Origin of the sequence: Caulobacter sp. BE254, assembly GCF_031457295.1 — a bacterium.
Taxonomy (GTDB): Bacteria; Pseudomonadota; Alphaproteobacteria; order Caulobacterales; family Caulobacteraceae; genus Caulobacter.
In genome coordinates, this window is record NZ_JAVDWJ010000015.1 from 103,598 (window position 1) to 124,665 (window position 21,068).

The 21,068-nt window shown below is 66.8% G+C and carries 20 protein-coding genes; 9 read left to right on the top strand and 11 right to left on the bottom strand.

Features of this window, described 5'->3' with window-relative positions:
* Positions 1-62: 62 nt before the first annotated feature.
* The 6 genes from J2X41_RS21555 to uvrB all read right to left on the bottom strand — a co-directional run bounded on the left by J2X41_RS21555 (position 63) and on the right by uvrB (position 6,321).
* Positions 63-530, bottom strand: a complete 468-nt coding sequence (locus J2X41_RS21555; RefSeq protein WP_310085693.1) for a Rid family hydrolase — start codon at positions 528-530, stop codon at positions 63-65.
* 101 nt (positions 531-631) lie between these two features.
* Entirely contained in the window at positions 632-1,051 is a 420-nt protein-coding gene (locus J2X41_RS21560) for a GNAT family N-acetyltransferase (RefSeq protein WP_310085696.1), read from the bottom strand.
* A gap of 167 nt (positions 1,052-1,218) precedes the next feature.
* Complete coding sequence (locus J2X41_RS21565; RefSeq protein ID WP_310085700.1) at positions 1,219-2,373, bottom strand: DGQHR domain-containing protein; 1,155 nt, start codon at positions 2,371-2,373, stop codon at positions 1,219-1,221.
* Positions 2,374-3,084 carry a hypothetical protein gene (locus tag J2X41_RS21570; RefSeq protein ID WP_310085702.1) on the bottom strand — a complete coding sequence of 237 codons (711 nt, stop codon included), beginning with the start codon at positions 3,082-3,084 and terminating at the stop codon, positions 2,374-2,376.
* Positions 2,993-3,877 carry a DNA adenine methylase gene (locus J2X41_RS25370; RefSeq protein ID WP_404979969.1) on the bottom strand — a complete coding sequence of 295 codons (885 nt, stop codon included), beginning with the start codon at positions 3,875-3,877 and terminating at the stop codon, positions 2,993-2,995. The genes J2X41_RS21570 and J2X41_RS25370 overlap by 92 nt, the downstream gene beginning before the upstream one ends.
* 164 nt (positions 3,878-4,041) lie before the next feature.
* The gene (gene uvrB / locus J2X41_RS21575) at positions 4,042-6,321 is read right to left on the bottom strand and encodes an excinuclease ABC subunit UvrB (RefSeq protein ID WP_310085704.1); all 2,280 of its coding nucleotides are present in this window, start codon (positions 6,319-6,321) and stop codon (positions 4,042-4,044) included.
* 138 nt (positions 6,322-6,459) lie between these two features.
* On the opposite strand from uvrB, the gene J2X41_RS21580 reads away from it, so the two are divergent.
* From J2X41_RS21580 to J2X41_RS21595, 4 genes are all read left to right on the top strand, one after another.
* Positions 6,460-7,857, top strand: coding sequence for a hypothetical protein (locus J2X41_RS21580; protein WP_310085707.1), 1,398 nt, complete (start codon positions 6,460-6,462; stop codon positions 7,855-7,857).
* Positions 7,858-7,928: 71 nt separating this feature from the next.
* Positions 7,929-9,176 carry a hypothetical protein gene (locus J2X41_RS21585; protein ID WP_310085709.1) on the top strand — a complete coding sequence of 416 codons (1,248 nt, stop codon included), beginning with the start codon at positions 7,929-7,931 and terminating at the stop codon, positions 9,174-9,176.
* Positions 9,177-9,275: 99 nt separating this feature from the next.
* Complete coding sequence (locus tag J2X41_RS21590; RefSeq protein ID WP_310085712.1) at positions 9,276-10,958, top strand: DUF5597 domain-containing protein; 1,683 nt, start codon at positions 9,276-9,278, stop codon at positions 10,956-10,958.
* A 124-nt stretch (positions 10,959-11,082) separates the two neighbouring features.
* Positions 11,083-11,967, top strand: coding sequence for an AraC family transcriptional regulator (locus J2X41_RS21595; protein ID WP_310085714.1), 885 nt, complete (start codon positions 11,083-11,085; stop codon positions 11,965-11,967).
* Positions 11,968-12,142: 175 nt separating this feature from the next.
* On the opposite strand, the gene J2X41_RS21600 is transcribed toward J2X41_RS21595, so the two are convergent.
* Positions 12,143-12,619, bottom strand: a complete 477-nt coding sequence (locus tag J2X41_RS21600) for a VOC family protein (protein ID WP_310085716.1) — start codon at positions 12,617-12,619, stop codon at positions 12,143-12,145.
* Between the two features lie 126 nt (positions 12,620-12,745).
* Positions 12,746-13,309 (bottom strand): DUF4328 domain-containing protein, encoded by a 564-nt coding sequence (locus J2X41_RS21605; protein ID WP_310085718.1) that lies wholly within the window; start codon positions 13,307-13,309, stop codon positions 12,746-12,748.
* A gap of 195 nt (positions 13,310-13,504) precedes the next feature.
* Between J2X41_RS21605 and J2X41_RS21610 the strand changes: the two genes are divergently transcribed.
* On the top strand, positions 13,505-14,653 hold the full coding sequence (locus tag J2X41_RS21610) for an aminotransferase class I/II-fold pyridoxal phosphate-dependent enzyme (RefSeq protein ID WP_310085721.1): 1,149 nt from the start codon (positions 13,505-13,507) through the stop codon (positions 14,651-14,653).
* Positions 14,654-14,655: 2 nt separating this feature from the next.
* Here J2X41_RS21610 and J2X41_RS21615 read toward each other — a convergent pair whose 3' ends face one another.
* Positions 14,656-15,117, bottom strand: coding sequence for an Lrp/AsnC family transcriptional regulator (locus tag J2X41_RS21615; RefSeq protein ID WP_310085723.1), 462 nt, complete (start codon positions 15,115-15,117; stop codon positions 14,656-14,658).
* 111 nt (positions 15,118-15,228) lie between these two features.
* Between J2X41_RS21615 and J2X41_RS21620 the strand changes: the two genes are divergently transcribed.
* A complete protein-coding gene (locus J2X41_RS21620) occupies positions 15,229-15,855 on the top strand; it encodes a glutathione S-transferase (protein ID WP_310085727.1) in 627 nt (208 codons plus the stop codon).
* On the opposite strand, the gene J2X41_RS21625 is transcribed toward J2X41_RS21620, so the two are convergent.
* Positions 15,833-16,717 (bottom strand): LysR family transcriptional regulator, encoded by an 885-nt coding sequence (locus tag J2X41_RS21625; RefSeq protein ID WP_310085729.1) that lies wholly within the window; start codon positions 16,715-16,717, stop codon positions 15,833-15,835. The genes J2X41_RS21620 and J2X41_RS21625 overlap by 23 nt on opposite strands.
* A gap of 125 nt (positions 16,718-16,842) precedes the next feature.
* Here J2X41_RS21625 and J2X41_RS21630 point away from each other — a divergent pair, with 125 nt between their 5' ends.
* Both J2X41_RS21630 and J2X41_RS21635 read left to right on the top strand, forming a co-directional pair.
* Entirely contained in the window at positions 16,843-17,847 is a 1,005-nt protein-coding gene (locus J2X41_RS21630; RefSeq protein ID WP_310085732.1) for an aldo/keto reductase, read from the top strand.
* A 226-nt stretch (positions 17,848-18,073) separates the two neighbouring features.
* The gene (locus J2X41_RS21635) at positions 18,074-19,102 is read left to right on the top strand and encodes a mechanosensitive ion channel domain-containing protein (protein ID WP_310085736.1); all 1,029 of its coding nucleotides are present in this window, start codon (positions 18,074-18,076) and stop codon (positions 19,100-19,102) included.
* Between the two features lie 113 nt (positions 19,103-19,215).
* Here J2X41_RS21635 and J2X41_RS21640 read toward each other — a convergent pair whose 3' ends face one another.
* Entirely contained in the window at positions 19,216-19,722 is a 507-nt protein-coding gene (locus tag J2X41_RS21640; RefSeq protein WP_310085739.1) for an RES family NAD+ phosphorylase, read from the bottom strand.
* A 183-nt stretch (positions 19,723-19,905) separates the two neighbouring features.
* Between J2X41_RS21640 and J2X41_RS21645 the strand changes: the two genes are divergently transcribed.
* Positions 19,906-20,955: a CoA ester lyase gene (locus tag J2X41_RS21645; RefSeq protein ID WP_310085741.1), complete on the top strand. Its 1,050-nt coding sequence runs from the start codon at positions 19,906-19,908 to the stop codon at positions 20,953-20,955.
* The last annotated feature ends 113 nt before the right edge of the window (positions 20,956-21,068 follow it).

Below are 21,068 nucleotides of genomic sequence, written 5' to 3' on the forward strand. Positions count from 1 at the left end.
AAGATCCGGCGACAGCCCTGCCGCCGAAATCCGCCGGGAAGGCCTGGGCCGAGCTGCTGGCGCTAAACCAGCGGCGCGAACGCTACGGCCTTGATTTCCACCAGCCCGCCGTCCGGATTCAGGTCGGCCACCGCCAGCTCGACGGCGACGGGGTAGGGCGGCGGGAAGAATTCGTCGCGGACCTGGGCGGTCGCCGCCAACTGTTCCGCTTTGTTCAGGGCCACCCGGCCGCTGCCGAACACGTGGAACATCTGCAGCTCGATCACGTCGTCCAGGCCGGCGTCGCAGGCGACCAGCAAGCGCTCGATGCCCCGGAACACCTCGCGCAGCGTGTCGCGGAACGCCTCGGCGCTCATCGCGCCGGGCTCGGGATTGATCGCCACCAGGCCCGACAGATAGACGAAGTCGCCGACCCGGCGAGCGGGGGCGTAGTGGAACTGCTCGACATCGGCCCGCAGCGCGGCCGGCACAACCACCTTTCCCGTGCGGGTGGGGATCTCGTCGAAGTCGGGGTTCGGAGCGGTGCGCATGGGAAAAGCCTGTGAGGACGCTGGAAGCGTGGCCGACGCAGGTGGCGCTTCGCCGCAGCCGTTTAAAGGGGAGCGCCTCGGCCGCGTCGCCGCCCGCCCCCCTACAGCTTCACCCGGAAATGGAAGGCGTCCACCGCCAGGCCCTCGCGGAAATAGAACCGGTGGGCGGCCTCGCGGACCACGTTGGAGATCAGCTCCAGGTGGCCGCAGCCCTCGCGCCGGGCCTCGGCCTTCAGCCAGTCCAGCAGCGCCTTGCCGTGGCCCTTCGACCGGACCCGGTCGTCGGCCACCAGGTCGTCGACGCTGAGGAACCGGCCGCAATACAGCATGTCCAGCACCCGATACCCCGCCACGGCCCGCGCCACGCCGTCCTGCGCCACATAGGCCAGCCGGAACCCGTCGCTGGCCATCAGCTGGCGGACGCGGCCGACATAAGTGTCGCGGACGAGCTGGGGGCGGAGCTGGACCATCACCTCGAAGGTGGCCAGGATCTCGGCGTCGGTGTGGGCGAGGGCGATCATGGGCGCCTAGGTATCCCCTCTCGCCTTGCGGGAGAAGGTGGCGGCGAAAGCCACCTTGCTAGGCGATCCCGGCCATAAACCCTTTGCGTGACCGCCTGCCGGCCGCGCCTCTTCCTAAGAGATCGCCCCTGCCGCATCTCGTCCACGCAAAGGGCAACGTAGAGCCTTTAAGCGGCCACGCTGTCGCGAAGGGCCTTGTATAGCGCTGCCTCGCCGGAAGTTCCGGGGAGGAACATCTCGGTAGTTATTTGGTCGTCAGTCAACGCAACTCGACGCAATAGCTGAAGGTGCTGGTCTTTTGAGACCTGCTTTCCTGGTGTTGACCAATACAACCAAGAATCTCGGAAGAAGCGCATCAATGCTAAGTAGCCATTTGTCCTGGGCAGTACATATCCGCGGCCATCAGCTTGCCAGGCTTTTGGCCATCTTTCGCGAACTGCATCGAAATACGTATCAATAGCTGAGTATATGTCCTCATCCCGCTCGTCTAAAAACCATTCTCGTAATATCATTCTCTCCTTCTCGCGATGTGATGGGCGAGGAAGTGTCTTTCGACGCAGCAACGCATCACGATCGCGATCAGGGAAATCGGATATATGAGGCATAATGCCTTTAACTATTGTTGCCTGAGAAAGAAGTTCGGCATTTCGGCCGGGAGTAGCTATGCCAAGGCGCTTTATGCGCTTAAAGAATGGACCTTCAATCTCCCGATCCAGGCGAACAGTTATGTCGTGGCAAAGCTTTTGGGGGCTGCGACTTTGTGTTAGTTCAAATAGATCATAGACTAAGCTTCTATTAACCGGGGTTTGGCTCAAGTTTACACGCGCAAACATGAGTCCCTGATCGGCGATGTCCATTCCAACTAATATAGTAACTGGGCAATCAAAGTTTTCCTGTCTGCATTGGTACAGACCGGCAATTCTATGTTGGCCATCAATCACTCGGGCAATCTGCCTGACAAGGACCGGGTCGTCGCTATCGCGAACATTGCTCAAGGTCATGGTGGACGCTGTTTGATCGAAGGCCGCGCACCTGTCATCGACCGCAATGATTATAGATCCCGGAAATGAAGCGTCCGAAAAGTTTACATATTCCTCAAGTTCCTTAACGCGCTTCTGGTTTATTTGCCTTTGAATTCCGAGATACCTCTCGACGTCTCGGTCTTCCTGCATGACGCGTCGAACATCAAAGTCTGCGATCGCGCACAGGACCTTGAACGGTAATGATCCAATGTACAAATCTCCAATCGGTTGCTTCACCTTGATGCAAGGAAATGTAAACCTGATGTCGGACGGATCTGCATAATTTATCACGCCCTGCATCTAACCGACCTTATGCTGATTGATGATTTCGTTGATCATCGCATCCGGATCAACAGGTGCGCCGCCTTGGGCTACATGATTGGGTGCTGGATAAAGTTCATCAACGCGCCTTGAGTTTTCGTCTAAAACTCGTTCCGTAATTTCATCCAAGCTATTCTTTACAGTAAGTGTCAAAAGATATACGGCGCAGCAAAAAGTGAATAGCCACCATGACCAATTTATCATTCGTTGTGGTATGCCGTTTGGACCAACGGCTTGAACTTTGGTAGCTGTGATCGCGACAACGGAAATGCAAATAGTTGCGAGAAATATTAGCAATATTATCTGCTGCGAAGGAAATGGTTGTATTTTATCCGTGGCCCCAACGCGTCCGGTTGGAAATGAAAAATAATATATAGGTGCGAGTAGGCCCGTTGCTATGAGGTATAGCTCGCCGTTTTTTACCTGCTCTCCAACTATGCTCCCAATGCTAAGATCTATTTTTCCAAACATTGGAAAGGCGAATAGAGGTACCCAGAGCGGGAGGAGCGCAAAGACGAGCGTGATTGCTATCTCGGTGAAAGCTCTCCACCAGTGAGCGGCGGTGCACCGCCGGATTGCGCCGTAGAAGCGAAAATAGTCAGCGACATTCTTGTCCGCTTTTCGGAGCCAGGCCTGGGCGATCTCGCGTCGATTTCGGTTCTGACCTGTTGGGTTGGTATCCGATAGCAATTGCGAGCTCCGTTGTGCCTCTCCGACCCGATGCATCTCCGGAAATTACCGTGGCTCGGTCAAGTGGAAAATGCTCACCGATTCCCTCATAGAGGGAGCGTATGGACGAATGGTCCGCGTTGGTGACAAGGATTTTTGTCCCTCGTTGAGCCGCAGCTAGGATGCTGTCGCGGAGGCGAATTTGGTCGTTCCAGGTAAATATCTTATCATTATACTTCACAAAGCCATTTAGGTTGTGGGCCACCGTGTAAGGTGGGTCGATAAAAATAAAATCGTCTTTTCTGCTCAGAGAAATAGTTTTTGAGAAATCACGACACGCAATAGATGCTCTCTTAAGGGCTTTCTGTGAGCTGGGGAAATCGTCTGTCGGAAGTAAAACGTTGTCCTTGGTGCCTCTGGGAACGTTAAATATACCTTTTGTGTTTACGCGATACAGGCCATTCCAGCATGTTCTGTTGAGATACAAAAATCGCGCGGCAGTTTCGTTTTCAGATTCAGGATTTGTAGCACGCACCTCATAATAATATTTATCGTTATGACTGCGCGCGTGATTGGATAGAAGATCGTGAACAGCTTCCCAATCGTTCTTAATGGCGTTGTACGTCTTCACTAGATCGGGATTTCTATCCGATAGAATCGCTCTTTCTGGTTTTAGGTGAAAGAATACGGCACCCGATCCCAAAAATGGCTCGAAGTATCTATTGTACGTTGTAGGAAATAGCTCCGGAAAACGCTTACACAACCAGCGCTTTCCGCCGGCCCACTTGAGGAACGGGGAAATTTCAACGTCCATGGATTGGGCGATGCCCCTCTACCCTAAAGCGTTCCAGCTTAGCTGATCCGAGTTCAACGCCAATCCATCAATTTCAAATTAACTGCGCGCCCTGTGACCGCCGCCCCCCCCCCCTCGCTCTCCGTCATGTCGCGATTGGCCCTCTCTCCCTCTGGGAGAGCTCCCTACAACCGCCCCTTCCGAAACGCCTCCGCCTGCTCCGCCCGCAGCTCAGCCCGCACCCGCTTGGGCATCGCCTTGTCCACCGCCTCGCCCGGGGCGGTCAGGGCTTCGTTGGCGAATTCCAGGTCCATCAGCTTCATGCGCTTGATCTCGTCGCGCAGTCGCGCGGCGGTCTCGAACTCCAGGTTGGCGGCGGCCTCGCGCATGCGGGCCTCCAGGTCCTTGAGGGCGGCCTTGAAGTTGTCGCCGCTGAACGGCTTGGCGTCCTTGCCCTCGCCGATGCCGCCGATCGGCACCAGCACCCGGTCGCCGCGCTCGTAGGGGCTGTTGAGGATGTCCTTGATGTCGCGCTTGACGCTCTCGGGCGTGATGCCGTGCTCGAGGTTGTAGGCGTGCTGCTTCTCGCGGCGGCGGGCGGTCTCGTCCATGGCCCGCTCCATGCTGCCGGTCACCCGGTCGGCGTAGAGGATGACCTTGCCGTCGACGTTGCGCGCGGCGCGGCCGATGGTCTGGATCAGGGAGGTCTCCGAGCGCAGGAAGCCTTCCTTGTCGGCGTCGAGGATGGCGACCAGGCCGCATTCGGGGATGTCCAAGCCCTCGCGCAGCAGGTTGATGCCGACCAGCACGTCGAACTGGCCCAGGCGCAGGTCGCGGATGATCTCGATCCGCTCCATGGTGTCGACGTCGCTGTGCATGTAGCGCACGGCGATGCCCTGCTCGTTCAGGTATTCGGTCAGGTCCTCGGCCATCTTCTTGGTCAGGACGGTGACCAGGGTGCGGTAGCCCTTGGCCTTGGTCTGGCGGATCTCGTCGACCACGTCGTCGACCTGGCTGGCCCCGTCCTTGGAGACCGGGCGGACCTCGACCGGCGGGTCGATCAGGCCGGTGGGGCGGATCACCTGCTCGGCGAACACGCCGCCGGCCCGCTCCAGCTCCCACTTGGCCGGGGTGGCGCTGACGTGCACCGACTGCGGGCGCATGGCGTCCCACTCCTCGAACTTGAGCGGGCGGTTGTCCAGGGCGGAGGGCAGGCGGAAGCCGTACTCGGCCAGGGTCCATTTGCGGTTGCGGTCGCCCTTGTACATGGCGCCGATCTGCGGGACCGTCTGGTGGCTCTCGTCGGTGAACAGCAGGGCGTTGTCGGGGATGTATTCGAAGAAGGTCGGCGGCGGCTCGCCCGGCCGGCGGCCCGACAGGTAGCGGCTGTAGTTCTCGATGCCGGCGCAGGAGCCGGTGGTCTCGATCATCTCCAGGTCGAAGGTGGTGCGCTGCTCCAGGCGCTGGGCCTCCAGCAGCTTGCCGTTCTCGATCATCCAGGCCAGGCGCTCCTTGAGCTCGGCGCGGATGCTGACGATGGCCTGGCGCAGGGTGGGGCGCGGGGTGACGTGGTGGCTGTTGGCGTAGACCTTGATGCTCTCCAGGTCGCCGGTCTTCTTGCCGGTCAGCGGGTCGAACTCGCTGATCGCCTCGACCTCGTCGCCGAACAGGCTGACGCGCCAGGCGCGGTCCTCGTAGTGGGCGGGGAAGATCTCGATGGTGTCGCCGCGGCGGCGGAACGTGCCGCGCTCGAAGGCGGCGTCGTTGCGCTTGTACTGCTGGGCGACCAGGTCGGCCATCATCTGCTTTTCGTTGATGGTCTGGCCGACCTCCAGGGTGAAGGTCATGGCCGTGTAGGTCTCGACCGAGCCGATGCCGTAGATGCAGCTGACGCTGGCCACCACGATGACGTCGTCGCGCTCGAGGATCGCCCGCGTCGCCGAGTGGCGCATGCGGTCGATCTGCTCGTTGATCGAGCTGTCCTTCTCGATGTAGGTGTCGGTGCGCGGGACGTAGGCTTCCGGCTGGTAGTAGTCGTAATAGCTGACGAAGTACTCGACCGCGTTGTCGGGGAAGAAGCTCTTCATCTCGCTGTAGAGCTGGGCGGCCAGGGTCTTGTTGGGGGCCAGGATCAGGGCCGGGCGCTGGGTGGCCTCGATGACCTTGGCCATGGTGAAGGTCTTGCCCGAGCCGGTGACGCCCAGCAGCACCTGGTCGTTTTCCCGGCCTTCGAGACCCGCGACCAGTTCGGCGATGGCGGTCGGCTGGTCGCCGGCCGGCTCGTAGTCGCTGACCAGCTTGAACCGCCTGCCGCCCTCGGACTTCTCCGGCCGCGCCGGGCGGTGCGGGGTCCACAGCATGGGCGTCGCGGCGGCGTCGACCTCGGCGTCCAGGGCGACGTCATGGATGAACTTGGCGGAGACGTCGGAAACGCCGCCGGCTGGGGTCTCGGAAGATCGGGCCATATTGGGAAGGTAGGTCCGCGCGGGCGGGAAGGCTAGGGGGCCTGCTGACAGCGGATGTCAGCAGAATGGCGGCAGGTGGCGGCATTGCCTTTCACGCTCAAGGTTGCGATCCTGGCCGGGACAACCACGGGGGTGGCGATGGCGGACATCACGCGCGGGGGCCTGGGCCTCCTTCTGGCGATCGGCTTTGCGGGAATGGGCTCGGGCGCAGCCATGGCCCAGTCCTCCGACATGCGGCTGATCCGGGAGCCGGCCTATGGCGAGCTGCGCGACGTGCTGGGCGCGGTCCTGCCGGTCGCCACGCCCAGCCCCCGCTGCGCCCGCCCCGCCCAGCTGCCGGACGGCGCCTGCCTGGAGGCGGTGCTGGCCGGGATGAAGGCGCGGGGCGCGACCACGGGCCGGGTGCTGACCGCGCCGGGCGCCGGCGGCGGGGCGGGGACGGTGATCTCCGGCCCGATCGGCGAGGCCTACCGCCTGTACGACGTGACCCTGGCCGGCGGCGGGCCGCGGGTCGTTCCGGTGACCCTGCCCAGCTCGTCGGTGCGGGTCCCGCGCGACTGCTTCGCGACCGGCCGCGGCGTCGACTATCGGCTCGACCTGCGCGACGGCCAGCTGGCGGCGCGCGAGGTCCAGGCCGTCAGCTGCGGCGGGCCGGTCCCGCCGATCGGCTATGGCGGCCCGCGCCGGCCGCCGATCGGACCGAACGAGCCGGGCGAGCGCTGGCCGGCCACGGCCACGGTCGAGGTGCTGGGCGCGCCCCGACAGCTGGCCGCGCCGCGTCCGGACTGCCCGCCCGACGCCGCCCTGCGCGACGGCGTCTGCTTCGCGGCCGGGATCGCTGAACTGGCGTTCCGGTCCGAGCTGAAGGAGCTGGACGTGATCGGCGCCAAGCGGCCGGTCGCCCCCGGCGTGGTGCTGACGGCCAAGGAGACCGAGCAGTATGTGCTCAAGCGCAAGGGCAAGGGGGGCTTCAAGGCCGACAAGCGCTGGTTCGACAAGTCCAGCCTCGCCGCCCCGGCCGGTTGCGGGCTGACGAGCCCGGTCGACTTCGAGGTCGAGGCCGGCGACCGGGTGCACGAGCGGGCCCTGGCCGGCTGCGGCGCGCCGCCCGCCCCGCCGCCCGTGGCCACCTACGAGGCCTATGGCGCGGTGATGCCGGTGGTCATGGGCAACCGCCCTGGCTGCGCCGAGCGCGGCGAACAGCTGCTGGGCGACGCCTGCTTCACCGACGTGATCGGCTGGATGCGGGCCCGCAAGATCCCCAAGGCCGAGGCCCTGGTGCTGGACGGGTTCTACCGCCCCGGCGAGCGGGTCTATGGCGGCGGGCCGATCCGGTTTTCCTACGCCTCGGTCTGGGTCAATCCGGACGGGACCTACAAGGCCGACCGCAAGCACGGCTATTCGGCCCAGATCCGTTCCGGCGGCTGCTCGACCGTCACCGACGCGGGCGGCGAGGCCAGCGGCGTGACGCTGATCCGCGCCGACGGCGGGGTGATGGCCCAGGCCTATCAGTGGGTGGCCTGCCCGGTGCGGTAGGGGCGCGCGGGGCGCTTGCAAGTCTGCAATCTTGAGGTGAACCTGTTGTTCCAGGTCGGGGAGGCGGTTCGATGGACATGACGCGCAGGGGCGTGGCGACGGGCCTGGCGGCGGCGAGCGCGCTTCCCGGCCTGGCGGGGGCCCAGGCGCCGCCGGCGCCGGCGGAGGCGAGCCCCCAGACCCGCCTGTTTATGGAGTGCCGGTATCTGCCTGTCTGGCGAGCCCTCCAGGCCGCGCCGAAGGACCCGGGCCTGCAGCAAATGGCCTCCTTCATCGGCGACGAGGCCACGGTCCTGGCCACGGCTGGCCTGGGACCGAAGGACGCCACGCCCCTGCCGGCCGACGCGACCGCCCAGGATGCGCTGGCCGCTATCGTCGAGGCGGCGCGCGACCGCCGGGTGGTCATGCTCAACGAGGCCCACGTCGCCTCGCGCCACCGCGGTTTCCTGGCGCGGGTGCTCCGCGCCCTGCGGCCGCTGGGCTTCGACGTCCTGGCCGCCGAGGACTTCCTCAATAGCCGAGAGCCCGGCGCGCCGACCGTGCGGACCTACAAGGCCGGCGCCGCCCTGGATCCAAGCCTGGGCTTCTACCTTCACGACCCGGTCTATGCCGAGGCGGTCCGCGAGGCGGCCGGCCTGGGCTACCGGCTGGCCGCCTACGAGCAGCGGGAGGACCAACGGGTGAGCGGCGAGGGCCAGCAGGCCGCCATGGCGCGCCGCGATGCGGCCGAGGCCGACAACTTCATCGCCGACGTGCTGGCGCCGAACCCGGGATCGCGGATCCTGGTCCATTGCGGCTATTCCCACCTGCGCAAGACGCCCGATCATCGAGGATCCAGGTGGTTCGCCGCCCGGCTGAAGGAAAAGTCGGGGATCGATCCGCTCTGCGTCTCCCAGGCCTACACCGGTTCGTTCGGGCCTCACGGCGCCGACCCGCCAACAACGACCGCGGTGCTGGAGCGTTTCAGGCCTGTCGATTCGATCGTGGTGCGCGGGACGGACGGGTGGTTCGGGGCGGCGTCGGCCGGGGCCGACCTGGCGGTGTTCCATCCGCTCCTGGCCGACGTCGCCGGTCGCCCGGGCTGGCTGGCGGCGGACCGTGTGCGCCGCCGGGTGGAGGTCGCCGCGCCCGGACCGCGAACGGCGACGGTGCTTCTCCAGGCCGTCCACGCGGTCGATCCCGACCAGGCCATCCCGGCCGACCAGCTGGTGCTGGCGCCGGAGGCCGCTTCGGCCGTCCTGTTCCTGCGGCCCGGCGTCTATCGCCTGCGGCTGGAAACCGAGACCGGCCTTGTCCCGCTCAGGACGTTGACGGTCTGACGACCCTAGAGGTCTGACCTATTCAGGCCGCCTGTAAGATGTGTTAGCGCTATCACCGGTCACGGCGCGACAGGACGCCGAGCCGAGACGGGGAAGCGTATGGACCAGGGACCTCTCCAGAACCGAGTTCGCCGGCCGCGCTCGAAGGGCGCCGCGGCTCTCGGACTGGCCCTGGCGGCTTCGCTGCTGCTGGTCCAGGGCGCGGCCGCCGGCATGCCTCGCCTGGAGACCCAGGGTTCGGCCCGGCGGCTGGCGGTCGACGGCAAGCCGATGCTGGTGCTGGGCGGCGAGCTGGGCAATTCCAGCGCCTCCAGCCAGGCCTATATGGCCAAGTACTGGCCCAAGCTGAAGGCCATGAACCTCAACACCGTGCTGGCGCCGGTCTCGTGGGAGCTGATCGAGCCGAAGGAGGGGGCCTACGACTTCGCCAGCGTCGACGGCCTGCTGAAGGACGCCCGCGCCCAGGACATGCGCCTGGTGCTGCTGTGGTTCGGGGCCTGGAAGAACAGCATGTCGACCTATGTCCCCTCGTGGGTGAAGCGCGATGACGTCCGCTTCCCCCGGGCCAAGGCGGCGAATGGCGTCAGCCAGGAGATCCTGTCGGCCTTCTCGGCCGAGACCCGCGACGCCGACGCCCGGGCCTACGCCGCCCTGCTGGCCCACCTGAAGGTGGTCGACGCCCAGGGCACGGTGCTGATGGTCCAGGTCGAGAACGAGATCGGCATGCTGCCGGTCGCCCGCGAGTGGGGTCCTGCAGCCAACGCCGCCTGGGCCGCGCCCGTGCCGCCCGAACTGCTCGCGCGCCTGGCGAACGGCGGCGAGACGATCGAGCCCGAACTGCGGGCCCTGTGGCAGGCTCACGGCTCGAAGACCTCCGGGACCTGGGCCCAGGTGTTCGGCGACGCCGACGCCGGCCAGGAGGTGTTCACCGCCTGGTTCTACGCCCGCTACGCCGAGGCCGTGGCCCGGGCCGGCAAGGCCGCCTATCCGCTGCCGATGTACGTCAATGTCGCCCTGAACCGCACGGGCAAGGCGCCGGGCGACTATCCCAGCGGCGGGCCGCTGCCGCACCTGATCGACGTCTGGAAGACCGGCGCGCCCAGCATCGACCTGATCTCGCCCGACATCTATTTCCCCAACTTCAGCGACCTGGCCGGCCGCTACAAGCGCCCGGACAACGCGCTGTTCATCCCCGAGGCCAACAATGTCGGCGCGCCCGAGACGCCGGCCAACGCCTTCTATGCGATCGGCCAGCTGGACGCGTTGGGCTTCTCGCCGTTCCAGGTGGAGAACGCCGACCCCAAGGCCGAGGCCGCCCTGACCCAGGCCTATGACGTGCTGCGGCAACTGACCCCGGCGATCCTGGCGGCCCAGGGCAAGGGGAGAATGGCGGGCTTCAAGCCGCGCGTGCTGGAGGACGGCACGGTGCAGGACCAGCCGGTCGTCCAGACGCTGGGCGATTACACGTTCACCGTCGGCTTCCTCGACCCGTGGACGCCCAAGGCCGACCAGAAGACCGCCGCCCACGGGGGGCTGATCATCCAGATCGGTCCGGAAGAGTATCTGATCGCCGGCCGCGGGCTGGTGGTCACCTTCGCGGGCGCCCGGAACGGCCCCGCCCTGGCCGGCATCGACCGCGCGGTCGAGGGCGTGTTCGACGCCCAGGGCCGCTGGGTCCCCGGCCGGGTTCTGAACGGCGACCAGACCCATCAGGGCCGCCACATTCGCCTCGCCCCCGACCTGTTCCAGATCCAGCGGGTGAAGCTCTACCGCTACCGGTGAGCCGGCGTCCGCTTCCGACCTCTTGGCGGACCAATCTCACCAGCGTCGCGCCGTCGCCCGCCAAACCGCAAGATCGGTCGAGCGCGCGACAGCCGCGCGCGGCAAGCTAGGATCGTCACAGCGGATGAGAATGATGACGGCGACGCTCGACCACTACCATGCCCGGATGCAGAGGGTGCTGGACCATATCGACCGGCATCTGGATGGCGATCTGGATCTGGAGGCGGTGAGCGGCGTCGCGGCGTTCTCGAAATTCCATTTCCACCGGCAGTTCAAGGCGACCTTCGGAATCTCGCTGCACCACTACGTCCAGTTGGCCCGCATGAAGCGAGCCTCGAAACAGCTGGCCGACGGGCAGGGGGTGAGCGTCACCGAAATCGCCATGGATGCGGGCTTCGAGTCGCCCGACGCCTTCGCCCGCGCCTTTCGGCAGAGGTTCGCGCAGTCGCCGTCGCGTTTCCGGAAATCTCCCGAATGGGAGCCGTGGCTTGCGGCCATTTCGCCGCTCAACGCAGCCAGGAGCAAGATCATGCAAGAGACCTTCACCCCCGACCAGGTCACGATCCGCCAGGTGGGGCCGACCCGCGTGGCGATGTTCGAGCACCGGGGCGACCCGCAGACCTTCGACGTCACCCGCGAGCGGTTCATCGCCTGGCGCAAGGCGGCCGGACTGACGCCCAAGACAAGTTCGACCTTCAACATCTGGTACACCGAGCGGCGGCCCGCCAACCCCGCCGACTATCGGATGGACCTCTGTGTCGGCGTTTCCGCCGACCAGAAAATCGACGGCGAGGGGGTCCGGGAAGGCGAAATCCCCGGCGGGCGCTGCGCGGTGCTGCGGGTGACGGGCGACACCCACAACCTGGAGCCCGCCGCCCTCTATCTCTACCGCGACTGGCTGCCGGCCAGCGGCGAGGAAATGCGCGATTTCCCGATCTACTGCCAACGCTTCTTCCTGGACACGCCGGAACACGGTACGGCCGCGGAGCTGCATTTGCCGTTGAGGTGAGCCGCCTCGCTCAGCCATCCCAGGCCTTCGGAAAGTCCGCTCGGCGCGGCCGGTGGCAGGGCTATCGCCTATGGCAAAAACAGGATCGGCGCCCGGCTTCGCGGAGCTTGTCCGGGACGACAGGTTTTTTCAGAGCCAATCCATAGGCGATAGCCCCGCTCACACGGGGGCAGGCCTAAGCCCCCTCGAACGCCGCCTTCAGCTTCGGCATGTCCAGCTTGACCATCTGCATCATGGCCCCGAACATCCGGCCGACGGCGGCCTTGTCGGGGTGGGACAGCAGGTCCAGCAGTTCCTGGGGCACGATCTGCCAGGACAGGCCGTACTTGTCCTTCAGCCAGCCGCACTGGCTTTCCCGGCCGCCGTCGGCGATCAGGGCGTCCCAGTAGCGGTCGACCTCGGCCTGGTCGGCGCAGTGGACGACGAACGACACCGCCTCGGTGAAGGTGAAGTGGGGCCCGCCGTTCAGGGCGGTGTAGGCCTGGCCGTTCAGCTCGAAACCCACGGTCATCACGTCGCCCGGCGCGCCGGGACCGCCCGAGCCGTAGCGGGTGATCTCCGTGATCCGCGAGTCGGGAAACAGCGAGACGTAATAGTTGGCGGCCTGCTCGGCCTGGGTGTCGAACCACAGGAAGGGGGTGATCTTGGGCATGGCTTTCCTCCACGGGACCGCCGGTCGGCGGGTTCAAGGCGAGGACGATCAGGACACGCGCGCCCCGACATCGGTCCGGACTTTTCGACCAAACGTCGGTCAGGAGCGACGAACGCCGCCGAGACCCTAGTCGAACACGCCGACGTCGACGGCGGACGTCTGCAGGTCGGTGAGCCGGCGCACGACGCGGTTGAACAGGACGCATTGGCCCACGACAATGGCGCTGATCACGATGAGCGCCGCGCTCGCGAACGCCCGATCCTTTACGCCGATCTTGCCCAGGACGCCGAGCAGCCCACCCGCCGCGCCGCCGGCGAGCCACAGCGCCCACCACCAGCGCAGCAGGGCCGGCGTCGGAACCGACCGCCACGCCGTGGGCGCGGTGCTGGCCCGCCAGGTCTGTTCGATCGCCTCGAAGGGCTTCCACAGCGCGCCGATCGGCACGAAGTACCAGCCCACCGCCCAGCCTGACGAGATCGGCAGGCCGTAGCGCGCGAGACGTTGGGCGTTTCGGCTGACGCGATAGATCCAGACCAACGACAGGACGCCGGCGACGACCTGAACGCTCAGATTACCCGCGACCGTCAGCTTCACGATCCGCCCGAAGAGCTCATAGGGGAAGGTCGCGGAAACCCGACCTAGCAGGGCGAGCAGATTGATCGCCATGGCTCCGATCAGAAGCAGCTTCATGGCGCAAAAGGCCCACGTCGCCGCGATCACGAGTTTGGCCAAGCCCATCGGCGATTTGATTGGCGTCATGACGTTCCCCGGCGACAAGGGCTAGGACGGTTCGGCGTGGGCGACAACCAGCCAAGGCCAAGTTTCGTCTGGCGACGGCATCCGACGGCCGTTGCCGCCCCCGCCGCCGCGGACTAGTTACGCGGCATGCCCGCTTCCGAGATCGAACCCTTCCACGCCATCGCCATCAGCCGCCTGGCCCACCAGATGAAGGCCCAGGGCCGGTCGATCATCCACATGGAGTTCGGCCAGCCCTCGACCGGCGCGCCCAAGGCGGCGATCGCCACGGCGCATCATGTGCTGGACACCGACGGCATGGGCTATTGGGAAAGCCCGTTGCTGAAGGCGGCCATCGCCCGGCGCTACGCCGATCTGGACGGGGTCGCGGTCGATCCCGAGCGGATCATCCTGACCTGCGGCGCCTCGCCGGCCCTGGTGCTGGCCCTGGCCTCGAACTTCCAGCCGGGCGACCGCGTCGCCCTGGCCCGGCCGGGCTACGTGGCCTATCGCAATACCTTGAAGGCCCTAAACCTGGTTCCGGTCGAGATCGGCTGCGGGGCCGAGAGCCGCTTCCAGCTGACCGCCGCCCACCTGGCCGCGCTGGACCCTGCCCCGGCCGGCGTGATCATCGCCAGCCCGGCCAACCCGACCGGCACTATCATCCCCGCGGCCGAGCTGGAGGCCATCGCCGGCGTCTGTCGCGACCGGGGGATCCGCGTCGTCTCCGACGAGATCTATCACGGCCTCAGCTATGGCGAGCCGGCCCGCTCGATGCTGGCGTTCGCGCCAGACGCCCTGATCGTCAACAGCTTCTCCAAATATTTCAGCATGGCCGCCTGGCGGCTGGGCTGGGTGGTCGTGCCGACAGAGCAGGTCCAGCGGGCCCGGGCCTTCATGGGCAACCTGTTCCTGACCCCGCCGTCGCTGAGCCAGCACGCCGGCCTGGTCGCCATGGATTGCCTGGACGAGCTGGAGGGCCATGTCGCCGTCTACCGCGCCAACCGCGCCCTGCTGCTGGACGCCTTGCCGGCCCTGGGCCTGGCCTCGATCGCCCCGCCCGATGGAGCCTTCTACATCTATGCCGATATCGGCCACCTGACCGACGACAGCCTGGCCTTCTGCGAGGCCCTGCTGCGCGACACCGGCGTGGCCACCGCGCCCGGCGTCGACTTCGACCCGGTCGACGGCCGGCGGTTCATCCGCTTCAGCTTTGCCGTCTCGACGCCGGAGGTCGAGGAGGCGCTGCGGCGGATCATCCCGTGGTTCGCCCAAAGAAACCCTCTCCCAGCGGGATAGGCTTATCGCTGGAGCAACGCCCTGCCGATCGGCCGGGGCGGCTGGCTCTGCAGCACCACCGAGGTGGTCACGGGGCCGAAGCGGCCGATCGCGTCGACGATCGTCGCCAGGTCGCCGGCCGCTGGGACCAGCGCCTTGAGCACGAAGCAGTCGTCGCCCGTCACCCGATGGACCTCGACCACATAGGGCAGGCGTTCGAACGTCTCCAGGCAGGCGCGCATGTGCTCGTGGGTGGTCTTCAGGCGGATGATGGCGCTGAGCGCCAGGCCCAGGGCCAGCGGGTCGATCCGCGCGCTGTAGCCGGTGATGATCCCGCGCTCCTCCAGCCGCCTGACCCGTTCCGACATCGACGGCTGCGACAGGCCGATCCGCCGTCCCAGCTCCGACAGCGAGATGCGGCCGTCGGCCTGCAGCGCCTCGATAATGGCGATGTCCTTGGCGTCGAGGCCTTCGGAAAGCGGCATGGGCGGGTGCTCGCCTTGAATTCATCGGAACTATCGCGCTTTCGCCGATGAATGGCCATGCCCTTCGAACCGTTGGTCGGCCATCCTGCGCAAGAGGCGAAGGAGAGCGCGATGCGGCTGATCGGAATGCTGGATTCACCCTATGTGCGGCGGGTGGCCGTGACCCTGCGGCTGCTGGACCTGCCGTTCGCGCATGAACCGGTGTCGGTGTTTCGCCACTACGACGCCTTCGCCGCGATCAATCCGGTGGTCAAGGCGCCGACCCTGGTCACCGACGACGGCGTGGCGCTGATGGACTCGACCCTGATCATCGCCCATCTGGAGCGGCTGGCCGGCCGGCGCCTTGGCCCGGACGACCTGGCCGAACACGCCCGCGCCCAACGAATCCTGGGCCTGGCCCTGGCCGCCTGCGAGAAGACCGTGTCGCTGGTCTACGAGTTCAACCTGCGCCCGGAAGAGAAGCATCACGCCCCCTGGATCGACAGGGTGCGGCGGCAGCTCGGCGCGGCCTGGAGCCTGCTGGAAGCCGAACTGGCCTTGCCGCCGGCGTGGCTGGAAGGCTCGCAGGCCTGGGCGACCAGCGCGGTGGCCTGGACCTTCGCGACCCGGACCCTGCCCGAATCCGTCGAGGCGTCGGCGTGCCCCGGCCTGGCGGCGCTGACCGCGCGGGCCGAGGCGACGCCGGCGTTTCTGGCGACGCCGTTCGACGACGCCTCTAGGCTCGCATCCAGTCGATGAACGCCCGCAGGGCCGGCGAGAGCTGGCGGCGGCTGGGATAGTAGAGAAAGAAGCCGGGAAACGGCTCGCACCAGTCGTCGAGCAGCGAGACCAGTCGGCCGCCGGCGATGTCGTCGGCCACCTGGTCGCGGATCAGGAAGGCCAGGCCGGCGCCGTCCAGGCAGGCGCGGCGGATGACCTCGTTCTCGTCGCTGACCAGCACGCCGGGCGGATTGACCACCACCTCGCGCCCCTGGCGTTCGAACTCCCACGGCCAGGGTTGGCCGCTGCCGCGCCGAAACAGCAGGCAGCGGTGGTTCAGGACGTCCTCGGGTCGGTCGGGCGCGCCGCGGGCCTCGACATAGGACGGCGCGCAGACCAGGGCCTGGCTGAGCTCGCGGCCCAACGGGGCGGCGATCATGTCGGCCTGCAGGCTCTCGCCCAGCCGCACGCCGCAGTCGAAGCCGCCGGCCACGATGTCGGACAGGCCGTCGTCGCAGACGATCTCGACCCGCACGTCCGGATAGGCGTCCAGGAAGCCGCCGATGCGCGGGCCCACCAGCCAGCGCGCCGCCGAGCGGGCGATGTTGATCCGCAGCCGCCCGGCGGGGCGGTCGCGGAACGCCGCCACCTCGGACAGGGCCGCGTCGATGTCGGCGAGGGCCGGGGCCAGCCGCGCCAGCAGCCGTTCGCCGGCCTCGGTGGGCGCGACGCTGCGGGTCGTGCGGTGCAGCAGCCGCACGTCCAGCCGGGCCTCCAGGTTGCGCATCGTGTGGCTGAGGGCCGAGGCCGAGACCCCCAGCACCTGGGCGGCGGCGCGGAAGCTGCGATGCTGGGCCACCAGGGCGAAGACGGCGAGGTCGGGCAAGGGGCGCTGGTCCATTACTGAGTATTTCTCAGCAGTCCGCTGAGACTTCAAGCGCTTATCCTGGGCGGGCCCCGCGCCCATCTTCACGCTGTCGGAAGGCCGCGCCTTTCGATCGCAATTCCAGACATGAGGATATCACCATGAAGACGCGCAAACTCGGCGACGGGCTGGAAGTCTCGGCCATCGGCCTGGGCTGCATGGGCATGGGCCAGGTCTACGGCACGGCCCTGGACAAGGCCGACGCCTTCAAGGTGCTGGCCCGGGCGGTCGAACTGGGCGTGACGTTCTTCGACACCGCCGAGGTCTACGGCCCCTACACCAACGAGGTGCTGGTCGGCGAAGGCCTCAAGCCGTTCCGCGACAAGCTGGTGATCGCCACCAAGTTCGGCTTCGACATCGCGCCGGAAGGGACCGCCGAGGGCTTCGCCCGCATGCGCGGCACCGACAGCCGGCCCGAGCACATCCGGGCCGTGGCCGAGGCCTCGCTCCAGCGGCTGGGCGTCGAGGTGATCGACCTGTTCTACCAGCACCGCGTCGACCCGAACGTGCCGATCGAGGACGTGGCCGGAACGGTCAAGGATCTGATCGCCGAGGGCAAGGTCAAGCACTTCGGCCTGTCGGAGGCCGGTCCCGAGACCATCCGCAGGGCCCATGCGGTGCAGCCGGTGGCGGCCCTGCAGAGCGAATATTCGCTGTGGTTCCGCGACCTGGAGCAGACCACCCTGCCGGTGATCCGCGAACTGGGCATCGGCCTGGTGCCCTACAGCCCGCTGGGCCGGGGCTTCCTGACCGGGGCGATCAAGGCCGACGCGCCGCTGGCCGACAACGACTTCCGCCGGGGCCTGCCGCGCTTCCAGGGCGAGGCCCTGGCCAAGAACCTGTCGCTGGTCGAGGCCCTGATCGTGATCGCCGCCGAGAAGGGGATCACCCCGGCCCAGCTGGCCCTGGCCTGGATCCTGGCCCAGGGCGAGCACATCGCCCCGATCCCCGGCACCACCAAGATCAGCCGGCTGGAGGAGAACCTCGGCGCGGTCGACGTGGTCCTGTCGGCCGACGACCTGGCCCGGATCGCCGCCGCGGTGCCCGAGACCGCGGTCGAGGGCGCGCGCTACAGCGAGGCCGGCCTGGCGATGGTGGGGCGGTAGACGAAAAAGGAACCCTCTCCCGGCGGGAGAGGGAGGGGCCCGCCGCGTAGCGGTGGGAGGGTGAGGGATTACGCTCTCGCCGTTTTGCCCAAACGCCCTGCCGGCACGCCGTCTGACGTCTAAACCCCTCACCCTCCCATGCTGCGCATGGGCCCCTCCCTCTCCCTTTGGGAGAGGGTCTTTGGGGCCTTGATCCGCGCGCCCCGGCGCCCCCACACTCGCCGTCATGGCCGACAATCCGCTGCAGCGCCTCGACGCCCTCGAACTGGTCAAGATGGGCAAGAGCACCATCACCCTGGGCGGGCTGGGCGCGGCCATCGTGATCGTGGCGGCGGCGATGCTGGCGGCGCGCCTGGCCGCCGCCGGCCTGCGCCGCCTGCGGGCCCGGGCGGTCGACAACGCCTCTTCGCTGTACGTGGTCGAGAAGCTGGCGACCTACGGCCTGGTGGTGATCGGCTTCCTGGCCGCCCTGTCGACCATGGGCATCGACCTGACCTCGCTGGCGGTGTTCGCCGGGGCCGTTGGCGTCGGCGTCGGCCTGGGCCTGCAGGGGGTGATCAAGGACTTCGCCTCGGGCATCTCGCTGGTGTTCGAGCGGCTGGTGGCGGTGGGCGATTTCGTCGAGCTGTCGAACGGCGCCCGGGGCGTGGTCCACGAGATCGGGCCGCGCGCCACCCGCATCCGCACCAACGACAGCACCGACATCGTCGTGCCCAACTCGGTGCTGGTCAACGACCAGGTCATCAACTGGACCCTGCACCATTCCAACCGCCGCATCCGCGTGCCGTTCGTCACCGCCTTCGGGGCCGACAAGGAAAAGGTGCGGGCCGCGGTGCTGAAGGCCGCCCATTCGGTGCCGTTCACCTCGCCCGACGACGCCGTGCGCAAGAGCCAGGTCTGGCTGGTCGGCTATGGCGACTCGGCGCTGAAGTTCGAGCTGGTCGTCTGGCCGACGATCGAGTCCGTGCGCCGGCCGGCGGCGATCTTCGCGGCCTATACCTGGGCCATCGACGACGCCCTGCGCGGGGCCGGCATCGAGATCCCCTATCCGCAGCGCGACCTGCGCCTGCGTGGCGTGCTGGGCGAGGAGGGCGACGACGCCCGCGCCGCGCTCCGCCTGGAGCCCCGCGCCAGCCGCCGCGCCAAGGCCAAGGCCGCAGCGCTCTCGTCCAGCAACGACGCGGCCGAGGACCTGACGCGCGAGGATCCCGAGGAGCCGCCGGCGCCGGTTCAGGGGCCGCCGGCGAAGGGATAGGTGTCCGCCGGTCGCTTCAAGATCGCTCTTTTGAGCGAAGTTGGACAATCGACTTCACTCGAAGGACGCAAAGTCGTTCAGATTCCGCTAGCCGCTTTCGACCCGAACGGACTTCAGTCCATATCGGCGACAGCTATGGTGGGGCCAGCAACGGTGATTTCCGGCCCGCCCAACACGTTCCAGCGAAATAGCACCAGGTGCCATCGGTCGGGCGCTGACCGTGCGGTATAGATCATCCCGTCCGCATCGCTGGACCTGACGATATCAGCCGGTCTCCAACTATCCGCCCGTTGTCCTCTTTGGCGTTGGGGCCGCCACGGAACGGCCGCGTCGAGTCGCTGGATCGACAGGTTCGCACAATGGTCGGCATTGCGCAGATCAACGATCTTGGCCTGCTCGACATGCAAGGGAACCGCCAGGCGGCGTGGATCACCAGGACGGCGATAGGTGTCGATCGCCTTGGCCGCCCAATCCGCCCGAGGGGAGAGATACAGGGCCGGCAGGCCGCTGTGGTGGAATCGACCTTCGGAGCTCTTCGCGCCGGTGAGCACCAGATGTTGGTCCGCTTCGAACAAGATGCGGTAGAAAGTGCCGGAGAGTTCATTCCATCTCGTCGCCACGCCCGCGCCCCCGATCCGCAACAAGAACAGCTTGCTGCCCTGATGTCAGACCTCCCACCCATAACGGATTTCTCAGGCGTCCGCTCGGCCCTACCTGCCCATGCGTCAGCCTTGACCCTCGTGCCGCGCCGCCGCAGTCTTCTCGCAACTGCGAAATAAGCAGAGACCAGGGATGCGAGCGCCATGAAGACCCCCCGAGGCTTTTTCAAACCCCTGGCGATCGGCGCGCCGACGCCCTGGCGCGAGCCGCCGGCCCGGGTCGAGCGGATGATCCACTTCGTGCCGCCGCACCTGGACAAGGTCAGGGCCAAGCTTCCCGAGATCGCCCCGGCCGTCGACGTGATCCTGGCCAACCTGGAGGACGCCATCCCCGCCGACGCCAAGGGCGCGGCGCTGGCCGGTGCGGTGGCGATGTCGCGCGAGGTCGACTTCCGGGCCCTGGGCGTGGGCCTGTGGGTGCGGATCAACTGCCTGAACTCGCCCTGGCACCTGGACGAGGTGGCGACCCTGGTCGAGAAGGCCGGCGACCGCATCGACGTGATCATGGTCCCCAAGGTCGAGGGGCCGTGGGACATCTTCTACATGGACCAGCTGCTGGCCTCGCTGGAGGCCAAGCACGGGGTCACCCGGCCGATCCTGCTGCACGCGATCCTGGAGACCGCCGAGGGGGTCATGAACGTCGAGCAGATCGCCGGGGCCAGCCCGCGCATGCAGGGCATCTCGCTGGGTCCGGCCGACCTGGCCGCCAGCCGCGCCATGAAGACCACCCGGGTCGGCGGCGGCCATCCCGGTTACCGGGTCATCGAGGACCCGCATGCCGACGGTTCACTCCGCGCCTCCGTCCAGCAGGACCTGTGGCACTACACCTTCGCCAAGATGGTCGACGCCTGCGCCGCCCACGGCATCAAGCCGTTCTACGGCCCGTTCGGGGCCATCGACGACCCGGTCGCCTGCGAGCAGCAGTTCCGCAACGCCTTCCTGATGGGCTGCGCCGGGGCCTGGACCCTGCACCCCAGCCAGATCGTCATCGCCAAGCGGGTGTTCTCGCCGGCCCCCGACGAGGTGGCCTTCGCCCGACGCATCCTGGAGGCCATGCCGGACGGCACGGGCGTGGCCATGCTGGACGGCAAGATGCAGGACGACGCGACCTGGAAACAGGCCAAGGTCATGGTCGACTGCGCCCGGCAGATCGCGGCCAAGGATCCGGCGTATGCGGGGCTTTATGGGTTCTAATTAGATCCTCCCCCTGTGGGGCAGGGGAATCGCATTTGATGCGGCTGGGGAGTTGCCAGAGATTTGCTGATCGATTCTGACAGTGTTTCCGTAATGAGGAGGCGCTGATTTGG